A 21,604-nucleotide genomic window follows, 5' to 3' on the forward strand; every position below is an offset into this window, starting at 1 on the left:
CCTGCGACGGGGCCCCGGTCCTGATCCTGGGCGCGGCCTACCGAAGCTGTCGAGCAGGACGAACAGAGGTGTTCGCAACGCCCCGATGCCCCGCAGCTTCTGCACGAGGGCCGGGTGGAAGGCCCCATCTGGTGCTCTGGAGCGGCGCCGCCGCTGGCTCAGTAGATTTGCTTGCGCCCCACCGAGACGGCCCTGATGTCCGTCAGCGGAGATACGCCGCTGACGGACATCAATCGGAAGTTTCCACCCGGAAGGCGACGCTCAATTTCAGGTCACGCCGGTTCGGATTTCCACAAGTAGACCGACAAGGCCAAAGCCCACCATCAGCCATCCGAAAATCCGAAGTTGGCGTGGCGAAGACCTCTCCGCAGGGCCAGGGAGTGAGGCCAAAAGGAACGCGAAGAATCGATCGGCGAGATCTGCGACGTTGCGCGCGAAAAGGATTCCGATAGCGATCATTGCCGCATAGAAGATCACCGCTCCCACGCTCATTTCGGACGAGGCTCGACCGGCGAGTTCAATCTGATTCATTTCGCACCAACTACCACTTGAATATGTCGCCGATTCGGCCGACTTTGGTGTCGTGTGAACTTGTCACACCTGCCTCTGCGCCCAAGCCGGCGATCAACCCGACACTTGTGCTTCCAACTGGTTCTCCCCGGCTGTTCGTGGCACCGATTGCTCTCTCATGACCAAGCGACGCACCGATTCCGTAGGCACCGCTCAGCGTACCGCCCCACCCATCTCCTCTGAGCTGTTCGAAATCAGTGGCGTTACTGCTCATGAAGGAGATACCACCATTGAAGCCCACGGATGGCGTCTCTGACCCCTTGCTGAGGCTGACCCCGAAGTCACTCTTGCCGTCAGGTCGTCGTGTGCTCACGAAGCAGGCAGATACCGATCCGCCGAAGCCGATTCCCAGCGAGAGACTCCCGCACATTCCAGTCGTATCCCCGCTGAAGCTCTGAGCGAACTTCTTGCCCTTGTCCGCGAACCATCCGCCGGCCTTCTTGTACCAGGGCTGGGACGCCTTCTTGGCCTGGTCCACCTTGCGTCGTTGTTCGTCCGCACGCTTCTGGGCAGCGCGGGCGGCCGCGTCGGCGCGGGCCCTGGCTTGCTGGCGTACCTGGGCTCGGCGGCTCGATTCACGATAGGCGGACGCGGAGTAGCTCGATCGTTTGCGTTCGGCGGATGTCTGCTTGTGGTAGGTGCGTCCGAACGGGGTGCGGGACCATGCGATGTAGCGGCGAACGGTCTTGACGACGTTATTGACAGCCCTCACAAACTTCTTGATGAAGTTGCCGAAGAACTTGCCGTCGGGGTCGGTGTGGATGACCGGGTTGTTGTTGCCGTACGTGTAGCCGTGCATCTGCTGCGGGTCGGCCGCATCGATGATGGGGTCGACCGAGATGAACCGGCCGAGTGCGGGGTCGTACTCGCGGGCTCCGAGGTGGGTGAGTCCGGTGTTGTCGATCGTGCCACCGACGAAGCCTCGGGTGCCGGGCCAGTTGACGTTCTGTTCGCCGCGCGGTGTGCCGAAGATGTTCATCTTGCGGCGGGTGACCGCCTGGCCCCCGGCGAGGAGGATGGCTGCGGTGGCGGTGCCGGTGTGGTCGTTGAGGAGGATGCTGGTCCCGTTGCTCGCCTTGACCGCGACGGTGTCACCACCTGCCTCGTAGTGGCGGGTCGATGACTTCGTGCCGTTCGCTTCGGCGGTCAGTTCGTTGCCGCCCGGCAGGTAGAGCGTATTGCGTGCCGGTGTCTTGGCGATCAGACGGTTGCCGTCGGCGTCGTAGACATATTCCGTCTTCTGGCCCGACTTGGTCGCCGTCTCCAGGTGGCCTTCATCGTCCCAGGTCATGTCCTGGGTGGTGCCCGCGAGGGTGCGCTCGGTGGTGTTACCGGTCTTGTCGTATGTGTAGGTGTCGGTGGTCTTCTTGCCTGCTTCCTCGGTCGACACCCCCGTCAGTCGGCGCTTGGTCGCGCCGTTCTGGCCGTAGTGATACGTGCGGGTGATGTCGTTGGCCGTCAGCACGCTGCCTTCGACCTTGTGCTGCGTCTCGGTCTGGCGGTTGCCGATGGCGTCGTAGGTGTAGGAGTGCCAGTAGGCGTCCGGGCCGCCGACCTTGGGGCGCTGGCCGCCGTCGCCGCCGTCAGCGTCGGGCTTGGCCTTGCAACTGTCCGTGGCGGTCCAGGCGTTGGTGATCCGGCGCAGCGCGTCCGTGGTGAAGCACTGCGTGTCCTCGGAGCGTGCCTCGTCCTGGCCGATGGCCGTGTCGAGGCGGGTGATGTTGCCCGCCAGGTCGAAGGTGTAGTGGATGTCGTCGATGCGCGACGGCCCGGTCTCGCGGTCGGTGGTGGTACGAGCCACGTTGCCCGTGTGCTCGTCGTACTCGTTCGTCTGCCACACCTTCTGGCCCTTGCGCCCGTACTCGGTGCGCAGGACGTGGCCGTACGGGTCGTATGTCCTGTTGTTGATCAGGACAGAGGCGGTGGTGCCTGCGCCGACGAGCTGATCCTGGGGTCCGTAGCGGTAGGTGAGGTTCTCGGATATCTGGCCGGGCAGGGCCGGTTGGCGGATCCAGTCCTGCAGGCCGGTCTGCGCGTTGTACCCGGAGCTGAAGGCGTACGTGCCGGCAAGGGTGCCCTCGCGGGCGGGGACGGTGACCTTGGTGCCGGTCGGCTGGTAGCGGTCGTTGAGTGCGGTGATCTCGTTGGTGTAGTCCTGGCCGCCCTCGTGGCGGACCGACTTCGTCAAATGGCCCTTCGCCAGGGTGTCGTAGGTCCAGGTGGCCCGGGTCGTATTGCCTTGCTTGAGGCTCGTCCTGCGGCCCAGTGCGTCGTAGCCCGTCGTCAGGGCCTTGCCGGCGGCGTCGGTGACGGTCGTGGGGCGGTCGAGTTTGTCGTAGCCGGTGGTGTAGGTGCCCTTGTCCGGATCCTCCACCTTGACCGCGCGGTCGCGGTGGTCGTAGTGATACGTCCACTTCGCGCCGGTCGGATCGGTGACCGTCTTCTGCTTGCCCGACGGCGTGTACGTGTACTTCGTCGACTGGGACTTGGTGCGGTCCGCGTTCGTGTACTGGATCAGCTCTGTCGTCTGGTCGCGTACGTCGGTCACGGTGGTGGTGGCGGTGTCGCCCTTGGGCGGGATCACGGTGACCCGGTCGCCGCCGTACCGGGTCGTCGTGCGCGAGACCTCGTCCCCGTACTTCTCCTTGGTCTGCGCCGTGGGCCGCCCCGCGCCGTCGTAGGTGGTGCGCGTCGCCTTCGGGGTCTTGGTGTCGTCGCCCGTCACCAGTTCGCCGGACGGGTCCCCGTTGGCGTAGTAGCCGTCGTAGGACTTCCACTCCAGGCCCCGGGAGTCGTACAGCTTCTCGGTGATGATCCGCCCTTGGCCGGTCGCCGCAGGTGCCTGCGTCTCGCGTTCGCGACCGAGGCCGTCGGCGATGACGTAGTCGACTCGGTAACTGCCGTTGTGCTGCAGGGACTTGGTTTCGGTGACGTTCGGGGAGGTCTTGGTTACCGCATAGGCGAACTGCCGGCTCGGAGTGTCGGCGTGGTCCTTCTTGGGCCAGCCCGGCTCCCATACCTTCACGGTGCGGCCGAGACCGTCCAGGACGGCCTCGGTGCGCTTGCCGTTCGTGTCGACCGACGCCACCGGGGCAGCGCGGCCCGGGTCGTTCTCCGCTGTCTCGGTGTGGCCGAGCGGGTTGGTGGTCACCTTCTTGGTCACCGCGTACAGGGTGGAGGGGGTGTACGCGGTAGTGGTCTTCTGGTCGGCGGCATCGAGGGTTTCGGTGACGCGGCCGTGCTGGTCGACCTTGTTCCTCTCCGTCGTGACGAATCCGGTTCCGGCGGCGTTCTGTTCGTCGACCCGGGTGACGTCGCCCTTGTCCGGGGCGGCTCCCAGGGCCTTGTTGTCGAAGTACGTGCGCGTGTCGGAGATCAGGTCGTCGGGGAGTTCAGGCTCGGTGCCGCATGCCTTGGCCACGGTCTTGGCCGCGGAGGTGAACTCCAGCATGTTCTTGGCCGTGTTGCGGGCGTAGTCGGTGAACGTGCAGGTCTCGTCACCGGACTTGGCGATGTCACCCAGGTCGGACTCGCGGGTGAGCATGCCGTAGGAGTCGAAGGTCCGCTCGATCCTGGTGCGCTGCCAGGACGTCCCGACCCGGGTGCGTCCGGCCTCGATCCGGGCCTCCTGGACATGGAACGCCTCAAGGTCCGGCAGACCGTTGCCGCGCTTGTGGGTGGCTGTGGCTGCCGACTTCCACGGGGTGGAGGCGGACGCCTCAATGATTTTGCCGTCGTTGAGGGTGGCCTCGTCGCGGATCATGCCCGCGAAGGCGGGGTGATCGTCGACCTCGTCGCCCTCGCTGTCGGCGACCTTCGCGCCGGGGATGCCGCGGAAGTAGCGGGCCTCACTGACCTGCTTGGCTCCGTCCGTGCCGGTGCCGACCGAGGTCTTCACACGGGCGTAGCCGCGGAAGTCCGAGTAGGTGCGGTACTTGGCCTCGGTGAAGGCGTCCTCGCTCTTGGCCCATGCCACGCCACCGGTGTAGCTGTAGTCGGTCTGCTTCGCGACGGCGCCGCCGACCTTGTCCTCCTCACGGACCTGGGTGACGGCGTAGGTGTGGAACCAGTCCTTGACCGGCTTGTAGTCGGCGCCGGGTGAGTCCGGCGAGGCCCAGTACACCGGGTAGCAGCGCTTGGTGTTGCCCTGCTCGGACGGCAGGCTGCCGCGCGTGCACTCGGGGGCGCTGTAGGTCGCGGCGATGGTGCCGCCCATCTCGTTGTCGATCGCCTGTACCCGGTAGCGGATCAGCGGGGGAATGCCGTCCCCGGTCGCATCCACGCGGTTGGCCAGTTGCTTGCCGGTGAACGTGATCGGCGGCAGTGCCGTCACCGTGCCACCCGTGTAGCCGGTTCGCTTGATCGACTTCAGCCACAGGGCGGGGGAGGAGCCGTCTCCGGTGGAGGGGAAGCTGTGGTCGAGGGCCCAGCTGTCGACCTTCTGGTATGTGCTGCCGACGCGAACTTCGCTGGTGATCGACGCGAGGCGCTTGCGTGACCAGAACGAGGGGCTGTAGCGATTCTTGCACTCCTTGCCGGGCGCGCAGTACTGGTCGAAGGGCACGTCCGGCCAGTGCTTGGCGTTGGTGGCGGTGAACTTGTCGGTCGCGCAGTCGAACGAGCCGGACTTCACACACCGCTCCGCCGTACTGAGGGTGACCTTCGCCGCGGAAGTGCCGGTGTAGAGGTTGTTGGAGCGCAGCCCGTATTCGATGCGCTTGAGGTAGCCGCCGCGCGTGTACGGGGTCGCCGTCGACTTGCCGGTGGAGAGCTGGACGTTGCGGCCGTAGTGGTTCTGCTCCTTGGACCAGTAGTAGGCCATCGCGTCGCCGTGCGGGTTCACTACGTAGTCCAGGTTCCAGCGCCAAGCCTGCTGGCACCACGCGGAGGCGAAGTCGGCCTTGTAGCAGGGTTCGCCGGAGTGGTTGCCGAACACCGGCACTGTCCAGGTGGAGCCGGTCACCTCTTTGCCGTCCGCGTAGCCGGGCAACTCGTGGCGGCCGAAGAAGTACTGCACGCCCGCGGTGTCGGTGACCTTCCAGTACTCGCCGTCATTGTCGCCGTTGCCGAGGGAGGCGTCCTTGAGGTGTTCGACTTTGCTGCCGTCGTCCTGCTTGAGCTTCCAGGCGCCGGTCTTGTCGTCCTTCACCAGCTCGTTGGTCGAGCCGCCCAGCGAGAGGACGGCGTTGTCGCCGCTCCAGCACAGGTCGCCGTTCTTGGCCTTGTTCGTGCCGCCCGTCATGTCGGCGCTGCATGCCTTGTAGCGGCGCTCGATGAAGCCGGGCTCCAGAGTGAAGCCGTCACCGACGTTGTTGGCCTGGTTGTTGGTGGCCGCGGTGCGTCCGTCCACGGCGGTCGAGTTGTAGGCCAGTGACAGCTCCGGGCCCAGGTCGCCGGCAGTGTCGGGGGCTTCGAAGTCGTAGGACCAGGTGAAGGCGCCCGAGGAGTCGCCGGCCTGCCAGTTGCCTGACGGGGACAGCGAGGTCGCTGTGTAGTCGCCGCCCGAGCCCGTCGGCTTCGAGGTGACGGCGAAGAGGGACCGGGCCTTGAGAGGCTTGGATGCCGACTGTTCGGGTGCGGGCGGTTCGGACGCCGACTGCTTCTGCGACGGCTCTGCCTTCTTGCTCGGCTCCTTGTCCGTCTCCGAGGCCGCTTCGCCCTCAAGGGCTACCCGGGCCGTCAGCCGGGATGTGTCGGCGTCGTTGTCGACTGCCTTGATCGGGTTTGGTGTGCAGTCACCCTTGCCCTTGCCGGTCTTGGACAGGGCGCACTCGGGCAGTTCCACGAGCGTCAGGCGGGAGGCCCAGTCACCGCCCATGGCGTTACGGAATTCGCTGTAATCGATGGACAACTGGGCATTGCCGCCGGTGGAATCGACGGCCATAACCAGTCCGTCGATGCCAGCCTGTTCGGCGGCATTTCGATCCAGGACCTCGACGTCGACCTCCCCTGCCACGGGACCCGCATTCTCGGCGCTGCGCGGGGTGGGGGCCTTCGATACGCGGACCGGAAGAGCACCGGCCTTCAGGCTGACTTCCCTCTTGTCGGTCATGTTCGCCTTGGCGTGACCAGGATCGGGCCAAGCGGCGTCAGGGATGGACTTCCAGTCCTTGCCCGCAGTCTCGTCCTTGGCGGCTCCTGCCGGCGCTCCCTTCGCCGTGACGCCAACCTTTGTGACCGGCACTGGCGGAGTCTCCTGCAGATCCGGCAGCGCCAGCGGAGAGAAGGCCAGCGCTTCGGCAGAGACCAGCCCCACCAGAAGGGTTGCCGCGGTGAACGACGTGACCGTTCGTACCGCCCCCCGACGCCACCACGCCCGTCTTGCGGGCTTGACTGTCGATGACGCGCCTGGCGGCTCGTCAACTTCCCCACGGAACACAGGACGTGACATGGCGCAGACCTCTCCCCAAGGCGTAAGCAAATGAACCGCGCCGACATTACACAGTCTTTACCTGGTGCTTGACCGATTCTCAGGGGGTTCTCACCTGTGAGGACTTTCGCCTGCCAGAAAGTTACCAAGGTCCTGAAAGGTGAGGACCAAAGTCACCTATGGTGTCCGAATGGCGGTGTGGGTAATTGAATGTGACGGGTTTACGGGCGTGGGGTACGTTTCCGCTCTGCTGATCCCAGGCATTACGCACTGGACGAATTTCTGTGAAGGGACTCCTGTTGAGAACAGGCCGTCAACCCCGAAACTCCTGGCGTACGTTGCCTCGTATATCGTTGGCCTGCGCTCTGGCCACGGCCCTCGCCATTCCGGTGCTGACCGTGTCGCAAGCCGCCGCGGAGCCAGGCTCAACCAGTCAGGAGCAAGCGGGGCAGGCGACAACTGGCGCGGAACCGGAGACGGCCGCATCGCGCAAGGCCGTACAGACGGGCGAGCGGGTTGAAGTGAGCGCCCGCCGCACCCAGTTCGACACGGTCTTCGCCAACCCCGACGGCACCTTCACGGAGGAGACGGCGGCGGCGCCGGTCCGCGTGAAGCAGGACGACTCTCTGGTCGACGTCGACACCACCCTGCTGCTGCGGGACGGCGCGGTCCGTCCGAAGGCAGTCGACGTCGGCCTGGAGTTCTCCTCCGGCGGCGACGCCCCGTTGGCGACGATCACCCGCAACGGCCGATCCCTGACGGTCGATTGGCCGGGCCGGTTGCCCACCCCGCGCCTGGAGGGTGACACCGCTGTCTACCCGGAGGTGGCGCCGGGCATCGACCTGCGCATGCAGGCGGGTGTGGACGGCTATCAGCAACTGCTCGTGGTCAAGACGCGAGAAGCCGCCGACACCCCTTTGCTCAAACAGGTCCGTTACGGTCTCGACGCCGACGGAGTGAGCGTCAGCACCGACCAGACCGGCAACCTCACCGCGGTGAACCCGGCCGGACAGGAGGTGTTCACCGCGCCGGCGCCCGAGATGTGGGACTCGGCCGGTGTCCCCGACACACAGCTGTCCGCCGCCAAGACCAAGGCCGCAGAGACGAAGACCGTCGGCGCCCTGCTGGACGAGCAGGCAAGCAAGCCGGCCGCGCGCAGCGAGGATGTCTTCGAGCCCCGCTACGGAGCCCCCACCACCCGTATGCCCCTCGAGGCCGCCGGCGACGAACTGGTCGTGACGCCGGATCAGAGGGTGCTGTCCGACCCGGACACCGTCTTCCCCGTCTACATCGACCCGACCGTCTCCAGCCCTCGCCTGGGCTGGACCGCGGTCAGCAAGAAGCACCCCAGCACCTCGTACTGGAACCACTCCTCCAAGGTCGCCCGGGTCGGCCACGAGTCGGAGACCAGCGGCACCTGGCGCTCCTTCGTCCAGTTCGACCCGCGCAAGCTGCACGGCAAGCAGATCACCAAGTCCACCCTGCGCATCAAGAACACGCACTCCTGGTCCTGCACCAAGAAGCCCGTCGAGGTATGGCTGACCGGCGCGATCTCCTCGGCCACCACCTGGAACAAGCAGCCCGGTTGGTCGAAGAAGTACGCCACCGTCACCGCCGCCAAGGGCTGGTCATCCTCTTGCCCGGCCGGGAACTTGGAGTTCGACGTCAAGGGCGCCACCGCGGACGCCGCGGCCAAGAAGTGGAACAAGATCGCCTTCGGGCTGCGCGCCAGCGAGAGCGACGTGCACGCGTGGAAGAAGTTCGACGCCTCCACCGCCGTGCTCTCCACCGAGTACAACTCAGTGCCGAACAAGCCCTCGAGCCTGGACACGGTGCCCAGCACCCGGGTCAACAACTCCTGCGGCGACAAGGGCACTTACGTCACGGTCGGCAACACCGACGTGCAGCTGACCGCGAAGGTCTCCGACCCTGACGGCGGCAGCGTCACCGCGCGCTTCCACCTGTGGCCTACCGGCAAGCACGACACGAGCCCCGGCATCGTCGTCGACCGGGACGTCAAGGTCACCTCCGGCGGCATCGCCCGTACCACCGTGTCCAAGAGCCTGCTGACCAAGCACCTGGGCGCCGCGAACGGCAATTACTCGTGGAAGGTCCAGGCCCGCGACGGCAAGGCCAACTCCGACTGGAACCCGATCAGCGGAGCCCCCGGCTGCCGCTTCGCCTTCGACCCGAACCGGCCCAGCAACCCGCCCGGCATCACGTCCACCCAGTTCCCCGACGGGCAGGGCGGCTGGCCCGAGAACACCTCTCCCGCCCGCACCGAGGGCATTTTCACGCTGTCCTCCGCCGGCATCAAGGACGTCGCCAAGTACGAGTACTGGACCGACTGGGATCCCAAGGTCCGCTCCGTCAACGCGCCTGCCGCAGGCGGCAGTACGAAGGTCAGACTCACCCCGCCCTCGACCGGTCCCCAGCGCGTCTTCGCCCGCTCCCTGGACAAGGCGGACAACAAGTCCGACACCCGCACCTACCTCTTCTACGCCAACCCCACCGGCAAGACTGACGAGCCCGGCGACCTCAACGGCGACGGCAACCCCGACCTGCTCGCCCTGCACGACACCGGACAGCTGCGCCTGTACGCGGGCCAGGGCAACGGCCGCATCGGCACCACCAGCGATGCCAGCACCCAGGACTTCACCGGCTCCCTGATCACGCGACGCGGTGACTGGACCGAGGACGGTTACGAAGACCTCATCACCACCACTGGCGCCAAGGGCAGCCGACACCTGCACATCCACCCCAACAACGGCTTCGGCTACGCCTGCACCAGCTACGGCGAAGACGCGAACGGCTCCGCTTGTGGCGACGGCCGCCGGGACCTGAGCCTGTACGACCCCGCCAACGATCATTTCAAGAACGCCGACCAGATCCTGGCCATCGGCGACGTCGACGGCCCCACCGACCTGGACGGCAACGGCGAGATCGACGAATGGGACCTTCCGTCCTTCCCCGACCTGCTGGTCAAGGAAGGCAACCACCTGTGGCTCTACTTCGGCCACGCCACGGGCTACCTCGACGAATACGCCGAACCCGTCCTCATCGGCGACGGCGGCTGGTCCGGCTACGACCTCGCCGCCCCCGGCGACGTCACCAAGAACAACCACGTCGACCTGCTCGCACGTAAGCGCAGCACCGGCGAACTGTTCACCTACGAAGGCACCGGCCCGGACGGCGAAGGGCTCGGCTCCGGGGTACGCAAGCTGACGGCCACCGGCTTCACTCCCGCCGCTCGCCCCCTGCTCACCTCGGCCGCGGACGCCGACGACGACGGCGTCCCTGACCTGTGGGCCACCACGAACAACACCAGCCAGGGGCTGCACTTCTACCCACGCCTGACGGCCGGTGGCCTCGGTGCACCGGCCGTGATCGGCACTGGCGGCTGGGACAAGATGACCGCCCTCGGCTGACGCCCGCGGTCTGCGGACTGCCTCTGCCGTCCGCTTGTACGACGCGCAACTCGCATGCATGACGGGTGGGGAGGCCCCGCGTCGGGCCTCCCCACCTCCTCGAACCGCGCGCCGCCACACCTCCGGCTCCCGGATTTCGCAGCGCACATCCTCGGTCCACCACGACTGTGGAATTCACCCCGTGCACCGCAGCCCGCATCCCCGCCGCCGTGGTCTCCACCCGTCAGGGTGGCCACCGCCTCACCCGCACGCGTTTTCGAGTACCTGACCTCGCAGATGGTCCGCCAGGGCGTGCCGCAGGAGCAGCGGCCGACCAAGTCCACGATCCGGGCAACGTACTCGCTCCCGCTCGCGCGCTCCGTGGCCCGCTCGGTTCAGCTGCCGGCTCCGCCTCGCGAAGAAGTGCGCACCGTCAGGCCCACGGCCTTGCTGAAGGCCCAGCAACTGGCTGGGGGAGATGCCCTCGACGGTGTCGACCGGCAGCGGCTCCTGCGCTACTACGTTCGCTGCCTGGGCGCGCAGGCAGCGAGCGGAATGCTGCCCGACCGGGACAGCGACCGCGGCTCCTCGTACTTCTTGCTGGGGCAGGGATCTGAGACCGTGCAGTGCGGCCTGGGCTCCGGCCTTCCTGCTCCGCAGCAACTGCCCAGGCTGAAGAGTGTGGGTGCACAGACAGATGGAGCAGGTCTGCAGGAGTACTGGTACGGGTATCCGGCCGTCACCTTGCCCGAGCGTGGTGGGGACGGAAGTCGGCGGGCAGCGGTGCGGATCGCATCGCCGTTGATCCAGCCGATGGAGCTTGCCCCTGATGAGGACGGTCGTGACCGCCTGCGCTCCAGTGGTGTTCTGTCCCTCCATACGAGTGTGATCACGGAGCTGATCGAGGACGACGACGCTGCTGAGCTCCTGGCTCGCTGGCAGCCGGCCTGGCAGGAGGGCAACGGCGCCCAAATGGCCTCGGTCGTACGGGAATTGCTGACTGAGCTCGGGCTGCCGGAGTTGGAACCGCTCGATCTGTCCGCACTCAGCGAGCGGTCCGTCATGGATTCGCTGGGGCCCGGTGCTCACAACGCTGCCGTCCTTCTCGCACCCTCGGGGGTGGAGCGGATCGCGACCAAGGCCCTTGTGGACAACCTCCTTCAGATGTCCACACGCACTGGGGAGATGTCAGGTACCGCACTGGTTTGCCCTCCTGACTGGTGGCGATGCCGGAGGCGACCCTGGTCGCAACGATCCGGTCGTGGTGGCTCCAGGGCCGTGCAACGAGAGCCAGGAACGAGTGATCACCTCGGCGATGACGCGCACGCTCACCGTCGCGACGGGACCGCCTGGCACCGGGAAGAGCGAGGTCGCGACCGCGGTGGTCACCACGGCGGTTGCCGCGGGGGAGCCCGTGCTCGTCGCGTCCACGAACAACGAGGCCGTGGACGTAGTGGCCCAGCGGCGCGATGCGATCTCGCCGGGGTTGCTCATGCGGACGCGTAACGCTGCCGCTCTGGAGCGTGAGGCCGCGAAGCTGGAACGGCTGCTCGCCCAGCCTGTCGATGCGCCTGGACGCAACTCGACGACTGTGGGAGATGAGTTGCGCAACCGTCACGCGCGGGCCGGGTCGGAGAGGGCGGAGGCGGCCCGACTTGTCGGTGAGGAGACACGTCTGCTGGAGCTGCTGCGGGACCGGGCACGGCGGGTGGGTGGGCTCGGACTGCCGGTGGAACTGCTCGCAGGGGCATGGGCCGACAGTGATGTCGCCTTGCTCGCGCGCTGGGAGGAGCGGGCACGGAAGGTAGCCGGCGCCGGGTGGTTCGCCTTCGGTCGGTGGCGCAGGGCGCGGGCGTTGTCCGCCCTCGTCGGATCGGTTTCGGACAGCGTGCCGAACGCATGGCCGGGCTGGACGACGCAGCGGCCTGTCCCACCGGAACTCCTTGTCGCCCTGGCCAGAGCAGTGGCCGCCGAGGCCATGGCCCGTGGCCGGTCACTGATTCTGCGCGGACGATCGAGGGCTGCCCGCCCGAGTCCGCGGGTAGACCGCACGAGGCCGACAGCAATGCCGGCCCTAGATGGATGGCCGTCTCCCCGGCCGCCGCGAGGCGACCGGGCGACAGAACCCGGCGTACAGCCCTACTCGTCTGCCGCTCTGCCTGCTACGTCCCTGACCTGGCTTTATAGCCGGGGCGGGGCCGTTTGGCGTTGACGTCACGGACAGGTTCGGGCCGTCACCGACAGGTTCGGGCCGGGTCGTCGTGGGTGAGGACGCACGCGATGCGCTTGCCCTTGGCCGCTCCGTTTTTCCGGATCAGCGCCTCGCGGAAGTCGGCCCACTGGCGCCGGGTGTCGGTGATCGCGCCGGTGACCGCCCGCTGGAAGTTGTCCCCCACCTTGCCGCGGGCGGTGGACGGTGCGGTCGCGGTGCCGGTGGCCGGGTCGATGAGGCCCTTGTCCTTGTTCAGGTCGTCGTGCGTGATCCGGCCCGAGCAGCCGAAGGTGAGAGAGAAGCACCCGGTGCTCAGCTTCTTGGGGAACGATGCGTCGGAGCCGTCGGTCGCCTTCATGTCGAAGAACGGGACGAGATCGGTCCGGTTCAGCCCCGGGGGGTTCTTCCGGTCGACCGGTCGGCCGGAGTCCTCGCGGTCGGTCCAGTTGCTGTGCGAGTAGAAGTCCTGCACACCGTGCAGGGTCCGCCCGAACCCTTCGAGGGCGTTGCACTTCGCCCGGCCGGAGATGTCGAGGAAGTACGTGCAGTCCTTCTTCAGGTCTGTCTCGCCCGCTGCCACGGAACCGTCGGCAGCGAGGGTCTTGCCTCCTGCCGCAACCCCGCCGTCGAAGCGCTGCTGCAGATGGGAGACGCAGTCCCGCAGGGCCTTGTCGGCCTCGTCCCGGCTGCGGGGATAGCCGTTCTCCGCGAGGAAGTCGGCGTTGTCGCAGTGTGCCCTCGGCTTGAAGGTCTCGTCGGAATCCGGAGCTCCGACCGCGCCGAAGGTGCCGGCGTGGCCCGCGACCTGGTCGAGTGAACGCGGCTCGAAGCAACTGCCGTCTGACGCGGTGTCCGGCGGGCAGGCGAGCGCGGCCCGTGTGATGCGCTCGTGTTCGGCATGCTGGCCGAACTTGTCGACCGTCCCGAAGGCATGGGCCGACTGCGCGGGAACCATCAGGAGCGCCTGGCCCAGCGCACCGGCCGCCGCCAGGGAGAGAGCCGTGCGTCGGAACTTCGACTTCTTTTTGATCATGATTTTGCCTTGCTCGTTTGCGGTCTTCTCCCGGCGGCCGCGGTGCGTCGCCCGGCGCTCGGCCATGTCCTTCGCGGCCGTACCGAGCCCTGCCGACGAGCCTTGGCGACCCCCCTATATTCGGGCCATACCTGATTCATAAGGGCCCGAAGGCCCCGTACGCCCCCGCGCTCGAACGTGCTGACATGGTCGGTCCCTGGGCCGACGCAGCGTCAACTCACCAAGAAATGCCCATTTCGGCAGTGTGCTATCCATAGAACCCGACGCTTTCCGACCATGGGGGATAGATCTGTGAAACAGGGGGACAAGGTGCGATTTCATGTCATGGGGCCCATCGAGGTCTGGCACAACGGCATCGAGCTGCAGTTGTCGGGATCGAAGATCACCACTGTCATGGCTTCGCTGCTCCTGTCGAGCGGCAGGGTGGTCTCGGACGCCGCGCTCGCGGAGCTGCTGTGGGGCGAGGATCCGCCCGCGACGGCTCAGGCGCAGATACAAACATATGTGTCCCGGCTGCGGGGCCTGTTGGGACCCGAGGTGCGCATCGACCGGCAGCGCCCCGGCTATCGCATCAGCAACAAGCTGTACAGTCTTGATCTTGTTGAGTTCGAGCGGTTGGCCGCGCTCGGACGCGACGCGATGGCTGTCGGCCGCCCGGACGAGGCGTCCACGCACTTCACCGAGGCCCTCGCGCTGTGGCGGGGCCCCGCGCTCGCGGGCGCCAGCGAGTTTCTCGTCTCGGTCGAGGCGCCGCGCCTCGAAGAGGCACGGCTCGTCGTCCTTGAGGACGGCATCGACGCCGACCTCACACTCGGCCGACACACTGGACTGATCGCGGAGTTGATGACCCTGGTGGCCGCGCACCCGCACCGCGAGCGGCTCCGCACCCAGCTGATGCGTGCGCTGCACCGCTGCGGCCGGCGCGTGGAGGCCCTGGAGACGTACCACGACTACCGCCGGGTCCTGGTGAGGGACCTGGGTGTGGAGCCCGGCGGGCTGCTCCAGGAAGTGCACCAGATGGTGCTGACCGACGACTCCGCGCCCGCGCCGTCCCAGGAGGAAGGACCGCACGGCAGGCCGCCTGTCCTGCTCTCCGAGGCCAAGCCCGAAGCGGCCCTTGGGCACACCGGCGCTCCGACCGTGCGCCCGGCCCAACTGCCGCCCGCACCGCTCGACTTCACCGGCCGTTCGGCGGAGCTGGCAGACCTCTGTGCGTGGCTGACCGCCCGCAGTGGGTGTGAGGGCTCCCCGCCGGTCTACGCGATCCTCGGCATGCCCGGCATCGGCAAGACCGCGCTCGCCCTCCATGCCGCGCACCAGCTGTGCGCCCAGTACCCGGACGGTCAGATCCACATCGACCTCGGTGCGGGCGAACGGTCGACCGAGCCCGCGCAGGCGCTGCGCGACCTGCTGACCGCGCTCGGCGTGGACTCCGCCGCGATGCCGACGGACGTCGACGAGCTGGCCCGGCTCTACCGCAGCTGTGTCTCGGGCCGCCGTCTGCTCATCGTCATCGGCAACGCGCAGAACGAGGAGCAGCTCCGCCCGCTCCTGCCCGGTGCGTCCAGCTGCGGGGTGCTGGTCACCAGCCGGAATCAGCTGGCCGCGCTGGAGGGCATCCGCCGCGTGCACCTCGAGGCGCTGAGCCCCGGTGAGTCGTGGGAGCTGCTCGCCAGGATCGTCGGTCAGCGGCGCATGGACGCCGAGCCGGAGGCGGTACGGCGCATCGTCGAGCTGTGCGCCGGTCTGCCGCTCGCCCTCCGCATCAGCGGCGGCCGGCTCGTCGCCCGGCCGCACAGCTCGCCGGCCAGGCTGGCCGAGCGGCTCGCCGACGAGCGGCGGGTGCTCGACGAACTGGTCCTCGGCGACCTCCAGGTGAGAGCGCGGCTCGCGGAGAACTACGCGGCGTGCCGGGAGGAGATGCGCGCCGCACTGCTCTCGCTGGTGGCACTCGGCACCGCGCCGTTCTCGCTCTCTTCGGTGAGCCTGGCCATCGGCAGGCCGACCGAGGAGACGCAGGACCTCGTCGACGAGCTCGTCGACTCCCATCTGATCGAAACCGTCGACGGCGTGCGGGACGGCTACCGCCTGCACCGCCTGACCTGGGCCCTGGCCCAGGAGCAGCTCCAGGAGCGGGAGGTGGAGCCGCTGTGCGCGGGCGCCACCATGGCCTCGTACGCTCCGTCCGCCGGGGCCGCCCGCCGCTCGGGCCTGCGCGCCCTGGTGCAGCCGGCCGGCAGAGGTGCCCCCGCGTTCGCCGGGCAGGTCTGAGGCCGCGCGGCGAGCGCGGCCCCAGGCCCTCATCCCCACCGGGGGTCATGGGGATGTCTTCAGGCGGACACCACGCTGACGTCGCCGCCGTCGGTGTACACCTTGATCTTGTGCGGGGAGTCCTTGGCGGTCTTCACGGAGACCTTGCGCTCACCCGCATCGGTCTTCGCGTCCACGTCGTAAGTGCCCTTGGGCAGACGGGCGGTGGCGTCCCCGCCGTCCGTCGCCACCTTCACCCGGTCGGGCACCGCGGCGAAGGACGCGCTCGCGTCACCGCCGTCCACGAGAGCGGTCACGGTCTTCGCGGTGGATTCCTCGATCTGTACGTTGCCGCCGTCGGCCTTGGCGTACGTGGTGCCCGACAGACCGCGGACGGTTATCTCGCCGCCGCCGACCGTCAGATGCGTGGCGGTCGCCGCGGGCACCTCCACGCGGTAGCGCACGACGCACTTGTCGGCGTCGCCGCCGCACCCCGGGTTCTTCAGGGACAGTTCGCCGTTCTTAACGGAGTGCTGGGTGCGGGGCTTGCCGTCGCTGTACTCGTACTTCTCGGTGACCTTGGCGGTGTTGCCACTCCCGGCGACGACCTCGATGACACCCGCGTAGTCGTCGACGCGTAGCGACGTGACCTTCTCCTTGATGTCGTACGACTCTTCGCCGGTCTTGTCCGACATGCCGGAGCACGCGGTCAGCAGGGAAGCGGCGGCGACTACGCAGAACGCGGCTGCCTTGACGCCACCTCGGGTAGGGACGGACGGCTGCTTGGTCATCATGACGGTGGTGTTCCTCTGTGTTGCTGGAAGCTGGTGAATCGGAGTTGTCGGTGTGTCAGGTCGCCTGGGCCTGCAGGCACCAGGGCAGACCACCGGCGAAGGCGGCGGCGTACGTGAACCGGCCCGAGGTCTCGGCGACCCAGAAGCGGTCGGCGATGACGACCGGCGGCACCGGCAGGACCCGCCGCGGCTGCCTGAAGGCGATGTGCACGTCCTCGATGCCCTTGGGCAGCTTGCCCCAGGCGAGTGTCCAGGGCCGGCCGTGGGCTTCGCCCTGCCGCACATCGCGCAGCAACGCCGGTGCGAACAGGGAGGACACCATGGCGTCCCGGCAGTGACCCTGGTCGTCGTGCACCGCGAGGGCGAACCGGCCCTCGCTGCTCCTGCCGATCCGCAGGGACCAGCCGCTGATGGGGAGGTGCAGCTCCCGCAGATCGGTACCGGTGCGGCCGTCGTCGGTAGACTTGCTCTTGAGCAGCACGGACTGCTCTCCCTTCTCGGAGAGTTGCGCTTGCCGGGATGCCCCGGGGTGAAGAACGCGTACTTCTCTGACCCGGACCGTCGGGTGGCAGCCCGGCGGCCCGGACTTTCGCTGGTGTTCGGCCTGTTGCCCGGCCGCTCGGCTACTCGACCTCTTTGAGGGACTTCTCCATGGAGGCCACGCGGACCCTGATGTCCGCGAGCTCGGTGGCTATCTCGCCGAGCTTGTGGTCCGTCAGCTCCTGTGTGTTCACGGCCAGTTCGGTCAGCCGCTGGTACTCCCGCTCCCGTGCGAGCTGGGCCTTGGCCCGTGCGGTGGCGCCGGACTGGCGTATGGCCACGATCACCACGGGCACGAGGAGGACGAGCACTCCGAGACTCCAGACGATGGCGTCCGCGTCATAGAACGTCACTACTACTCCTTCTGGTTGCTGTTGCTGTCGGGCGCTCTCTCGATGTGCAGCGTCTCGGCCATGGTCGCGATGCTCTCAGGGGTGAGGACGAAGGCGAAGGAGGTCGTCTCGTAGTACTTCATCGCCTTGCCGTCCTCGGAGAGTTCGAGCTTGCCGGTGACTAGCCCGACCGCCTCCAGCTTGCGGAGGTGGATCTGCAGCAGTGCTCGGCTGATGCCCAGTTCTCTCGCGAGTTGACTCACGTAGTTCCGCTGTCGGGCGACGGCGGCTACGACTCGCAGACGGTGCGGGTTGGAGAGCGCTGCCATGACCTCTATCAGATCATCGCCGGTCGGACCGGTGAGTGCAGTGTCTCCCTTGCCCATGCCAAGAGAAGTTAGCAGGTGCTAGATCATCGGGCAACGGGCTGGTCGTCGCGTACTTCTACCGGGATCCGACCGTGCGTCAGATATAGGGCCTGTATAGGGCTCATATGCCGCCGTGCAGGGCCGGGATGAGTGGATCACCTCACGTACGCAACCTGTGAGGAGTCTTTCCATGGCTGAAGAGCGCACCGACGACCGCACCTACCGGGTCGTGCTCAACGACGAGGACCAGTACTCGATTTGGTGGGCCGACCGGGACCTGCCCGCCGGATGGCGCGCCGAGGGCGCCGAGGGCACCCGCGAGGAGTGTCTGGCCCACATCGACACCGTGTGGACCGACATGCGGCCCCTGAGCCTGCGCCGCCGCATGGAGGAGCAGGCCGCCGCCTGACCCGCCGGACCCCGCACCGCTGCCCCAGCTCACCGCTGTTGACCACGCAAAGGAACACCATGTCCACTGAGCCGCAGTCGAGCGAGTCCTCCGAGGAGAACTCGCTCACTCACGCACTCATCGCACGCCAGGTCGCGGCCTCGCCCCGACACACGGCGGTGATCTCGGGCAGGTCGGCGCTGAGCTATGCCGAACTGGACATGCGCGCCAACCGGTTGGCGCACTTCCTGCGGGCCAGCGGTGCCGGGCCGGAGACCCTGGTCGCCGTCTGCATGCGGCGCGGCACCGACCTCCTGACGGCGCTGCTCGGCATCTGGAAGGCGGGCGCCGCCTACGTTCCCCTCGACCCCGACCACCCCCGCCGACGCACCGCATGGGTCCTTCAGGACACCGGGGCCACCCTCGTCCTCACCGACGAGGCCTCCGCCGACGCCGTACGGGACACCGCGGCCCGCCCCCTCGTCATGGAGGCCGTCCGCGAACAGATCGACGCCTGCCCCGACCACGCACCCGAGTCCGCCGTCGGCCCGCAGAACGCCGCCTACGTGCTCTATACCTCCGGCACCACCGGCCGGCCCAAGGGCGTCGTCGTCAGCCACGCCGCGGTCGCCAACCTCAACCGCTGGATGGCCGAGGCCCACCACCTCACCAGCGACGACCGCGTCCTGCAGAAGACCACCCTCACGTTCGACGCCTCCTGCTGGGAACTCTTCGCCGCGCTGACCGCGGGCGGCACCGTCGTCATGGCACCTGACGGCGTGGAACGCGACCCCGGCGCCCTGCTGAGCGCCGTCGCCGAACTCGACATCACCGTCCTACAGGTCGTGCCCTCCGTCCTGCGGCTGCTGATCGAGGAAGTGGCATGGGCGGACTGCGGCGCACTGCGCCTCGTCCTGTCCGGCGGCGAACCCCTGCACGCCGAACTCGTCCAACGGCTGCGCCGACGCGCCGACGTCGAGGTCTGGAACAGCTACGGGCCCACCGAGTGCACGGTCAACGCCACCGAGCACCGCTTCGATCCGGCCCAGACCAGCGGCGCCGTCCCCGTCGGCCGCCCCGTCCGGCACACCCAGGCCCTCGTCCTCGACCCGCACGGCATGCCCGTGCCCATCGGTGTCGTCGGCGAACTCCACCTGGGCGGCGTCGGCGTGGCCCGCGGCTACCTCGGCCGCCCCGGACTGACCGCCGACCGCTTCGTGCCCGACCCCTTCGGCCGCCCCGGCGCCCGCGTCTACCGCACCGGAGACCTCGTCCGCTGGAGAGCCGACGGCACCCTGGAGTACGTCGACCGCGCCGACCACCAGATCAAGGTCAACGGCGTCCGCATCGAACCCGCGGAGATCGAGGCCGCCCTCGCCGGCCACCCCGACGTCCTGGCCACCGTCGTGACCACGGCCGAGGCAGCGAGCACCGCCCGCCTCGTCGCCTACATACACGGCGACGGCGACCTGGACCCGGCCGCGCTCCGCACCTTTCTGCGCGACCTGCTCCCCGACACCCATCTGCCCTCCCTCTTCGTCCGGCTCGACGCGTTCCCGCTCACCGCCAACGGAAAGGTCGACCGCGCCGCCCTGCCCGCTCCCGACCAGGTCCCGGCCACCGGACGGCCCACCCGCGTCCCGCCACGGACCTCGGCCGAACGCACGGTGGCCGCCGCCTGGCACGACATCCTCGGCCCCGGCCAGGACAGCGACGGGCCCGGCGTGCACGACGACTTCTTCCAGCTCGGCGGCTCCTCCCTGCAACTGACCCGCCTCGCCAACCAGTTGCGCGCCGCCTCCGGCGTGACGCTCCCGCTGCGCACCCTGCTGACCGCCACCACCGTGGAGGCCCAGGCCCGGCTCATCACCCCGGACAGCCCCGCAGACCGGCCGGTCCTGCCGGTCCCGCGCGACGGCGCTCTGCCCCTCTCCTTCGGCCAGCGGCGACTGTGGTTCCTCGACCGGATGACTCCCCGCAGCCCCGAGTGGGTCACCGGCCTGTGGCTGCGCGTGCCGCAGGGCCTCGCGCCCGGTGCCGTACAGGACAGCCTCGACCTCCTCGCCGCCCGGCACGAGGTCCTGCGCACCACGTTCACCGCCGTCGACGGCGAGCCGGTGCAGGTCCCCGCGCCCGAGGGCGCCGTGCCGATGCGCACCGTCGCCACCGCGCGGCAGGGCCTCACCGCGGCCCTGCGCGACGAGCTGAGCCAGGGCTTCGACCTCGCCACCGGACCCGTGGCCAGGGCCCTGCTCGTCCAGCTCCCCGGCGAGCCCGACGGCCTGCTCCTCACGCTGCACCACATCGCGTCCGACGGCTGGTCCGCCGGTGTCCTGGAACGCGAACTGCGCGCCCTCCTCACCGGCCGCGCCGACGGCCGGCCCGCCGAACTCCCCGTGCTTCCCGTCCAGTACGCCGACTACGCGGTGTGGGAGCGGGAGCGGCTCACCGACGAGGTCGTCGAGGCCGAACTCGCCCACTGGCGGGCCGCGCTCGACGGACTCGAACCCCTCGAACTCCCCACGGACCGGCAGCGCCCGGCCGTCCGCGACTCCCTCGGCGGCAGCGTCGCCTTCACCGTCCCCGCCGCCGTCGCCGACTCCCTCACGGGACTCGGCAGGCAGCAGGGCGCCACGCCGTTCATGTCCCTGCTCACCGCCTACGCCACCGTCCTGGCCCGGCACACCGGCCAGTGGGACATCCCCGTCGGCACGCCCGTGGCCGGTCGTGACCGCCCCGAACTCGAAGGCGTCGTCGGCTTCTTCCTCAACAGTCTGGTCCTGCGCTGCTCCCTCGACGGCGAGCTCGACTTCACCGAGGCCGTCCGGCGCGTCCGCGACGTGTGCCGCGACGCCTTCGCGCACCAGACGCTGCCCTTCGAGCGCCTGGTGGAAGACCTCGAACCCGAGCGCGACATGTCCCGTACGCCGCTCTACCAGGTCGCCTTCGACCTGCACGACGAGCTCTTCGGCGGCGGGGCCGAGCCGTCGGCAGGCGAGGACCTCGCTGCCGTCCAGGACGCGCTCAGCGTGGCCAAGACCGACCTGACGCTCTATATGAAGCGGCAGTCCGACGGCTCGTTCTCGGGCAGCTTCGAGTACGCCACATCGCTCTTCGAGCACGCCACCGTCGAGCGGATCGCCACCGGTTACGTACGCCTCCTGGAGGCCGTCGCGGCCCAGCCGCGCACCCCTCTCGACGCCCTCAACCTCCTGTCGCACGAGGAGCGCGGCCGGCTCGCGGAATGGGCGGTCGGTCCTCGTGTCGAGGTCGAGGACGTGTGTCTGCACGAGTTGGTGGAGCGGCAGGCGGTTGTGGTTCCGGATGCGGTGGCCGTGGT

General features: G+C 68.3%; 12 protein-coding genes. 5 read left to right on the plus strand and 7 right to left on the minus strand.

The window, feature by feature from the left end:
* Positions 1–267 precede the first annotated feature (267 nt).
* Both ACZ56E_RS40370 and ACZ56E_RS40375 read right to left on the minus strand, forming a co-directional pair.
* Positions 268–531, minus strand: coding sequence for a hypothetical protein (locus tag ACZ56E_RS40370; RefSeq protein ID WP_471221956.1), 264 nt, complete (start codon positions 529–531; stop codon positions 268–270).
* A gap of 10 nt (positions 532–541) precedes the next feature.
* On the minus strand, positions 542–6,754 hold the full coding sequence (locus tag ACZ56E_RS40375; protein ID WP_471221957.1) for an RHS repeat domain-containing protein: 6,213 nt from the start codon (positions 6,752–6,754) through the stop codon (positions 542–544).
* Positions 6,755–7,461: 707 nt separating this feature from the next.
* On the opposite strand from ACZ56E_RS40375, the gene ACZ56E_RS40380 reads away from it, so the two are divergent.
* Positions 7,462–10,368, plus strand: coding sequence for an FG-GAP-like repeat-containing protein (locus tag ACZ56E_RS40380; RefSeq protein ID WP_471221958.1), 2,907 nt, complete (start codon positions 7,462–7,464; stop codon positions 10,366–10,368).
* Between the two features lie 1,294 nt (positions 10,369–11,662).
* Positions 11,663–12,559 carry a DEAD/DEAH box helicase family protein gene (locus ACZ56E_RS40385; protein ID WP_471221959.1) on the plus strand — a complete coding sequence of 299 codons (897 nt, stop codon included), beginning with the start codon at positions 11,663–11,665 and terminating at the stop codon, positions 12,557–12,559.
* Between the two features lie 22 nt (positions 12,560–12,581).
* On the opposite strand, the gene ACZ56E_RS40390 is transcribed toward ACZ56E_RS40385, so the two are convergent.
* Positions 12,582–13,592: a CinY protein gene (locus tag ACZ56E_RS40390; RefSeq protein WP_471221960.1), complete on the minus strand. Its 1,011-nt coding sequence runs from the start codon at positions 13,590–13,592 to the stop codon at positions 12,582–12,584.
* 324 nt (positions 13,593–13,916) lie between these two features.
* On the opposite strand from ACZ56E_RS40390, the gene ACZ56E_RS40395 reads away from it, so the two are divergent.
* Complete coding sequence (locus tag ACZ56E_RS40395; protein ID WP_471221961.1) at positions 13,917–15,863, plus strand: AfsR/SARP family transcriptional regulator; 1,947 nt, start codon at positions 13,917–13,919, stop codon at positions 15,861–15,863.
* 59 nt (positions 15,864–15,922) lie between these two features.
* On the opposite strand, the gene ACZ56E_RS40400 is transcribed toward ACZ56E_RS40395, so the two are convergent.
* The 4 genes from ACZ56E_RS40400 to ACZ56E_RS40415 all read right to left on the minus strand — a co-directional run bounded on the left by ACZ56E_RS40400 (position 15,923) and on the right by ACZ56E_RS40415 (position 17,894).
* Positions 15,923–16,636, minus strand: coding sequence for a DUF4097 family beta strand repeat-containing protein (locus ACZ56E_RS40400; protein ID WP_470982334.1), 714 nt, complete (start codon positions 16,634–16,636; stop codon positions 15,923–15,925).
* Positions 16,637–16,691: 55 nt separating this feature from the next.
* A complete protein-coding gene (locus ACZ56E_RS40405) occupies positions 16,692–17,117 on the minus strand; it encodes a hypothetical protein (protein ID WP_471221962.1) in 426 nt (141 codons plus the stop codon).
* 142 nt (positions 17,118–17,259) lie between these two features.
* Positions 17,260–17,529, minus strand: coding sequence for a hypothetical protein (locus ACZ56E_RS40410; RefSeq protein WP_470982332.1), 270 nt, complete (start codon positions 17,527–17,529; stop codon positions 17,260–17,262).
* Positions 17,530–17,531: 2 nt separating this feature from the next.
* Positions 17,532–17,894 carry an ArsR/SmtB family transcription factor gene (locus ACZ56E_RS40415; RefSeq protein ID WP_471221963.1) on the minus strand — a complete coding sequence of 121 codons (363 nt, stop codon included), beginning with the start codon at positions 17,892–17,894 and terminating at the stop codon, positions 17,532–17,534.
* A 172-nt stretch (positions 17,895–18,066) separates the two neighbouring features.
* Between ACZ56E_RS40415 and ACZ56E_RS40420 the strand changes: the two genes are divergently transcribed.
* Together ACZ56E_RS40420 and ACZ56E_RS40425 are read left to right on the plus strand one after the other, a co-directional pair.
* The gene (locus tag ACZ56E_RS40420; protein WP_471221964.1) at positions 18,067–18,285 is read left to right on the plus strand and encodes an MbtH family protein; all 219 of its coding nucleotides are present in this window, start codon (positions 18,067–18,069) and stop codon (positions 18,283–18,285) included.
* Between the two features lie 59 nt (positions 18,286–18,344).
* Positions 18,345–21,604: amino acid adenylation domain-containing protein (locus tag ACZ56E_RS40425; RefSeq protein ID WP_471221965.1), on the plus strand; the 3,260-nt coding region annotated here is incomplete at its 3' end.

It is taken from the genome of Streptomyces sp. NPDC039480, from assembly GCF_055597165.1.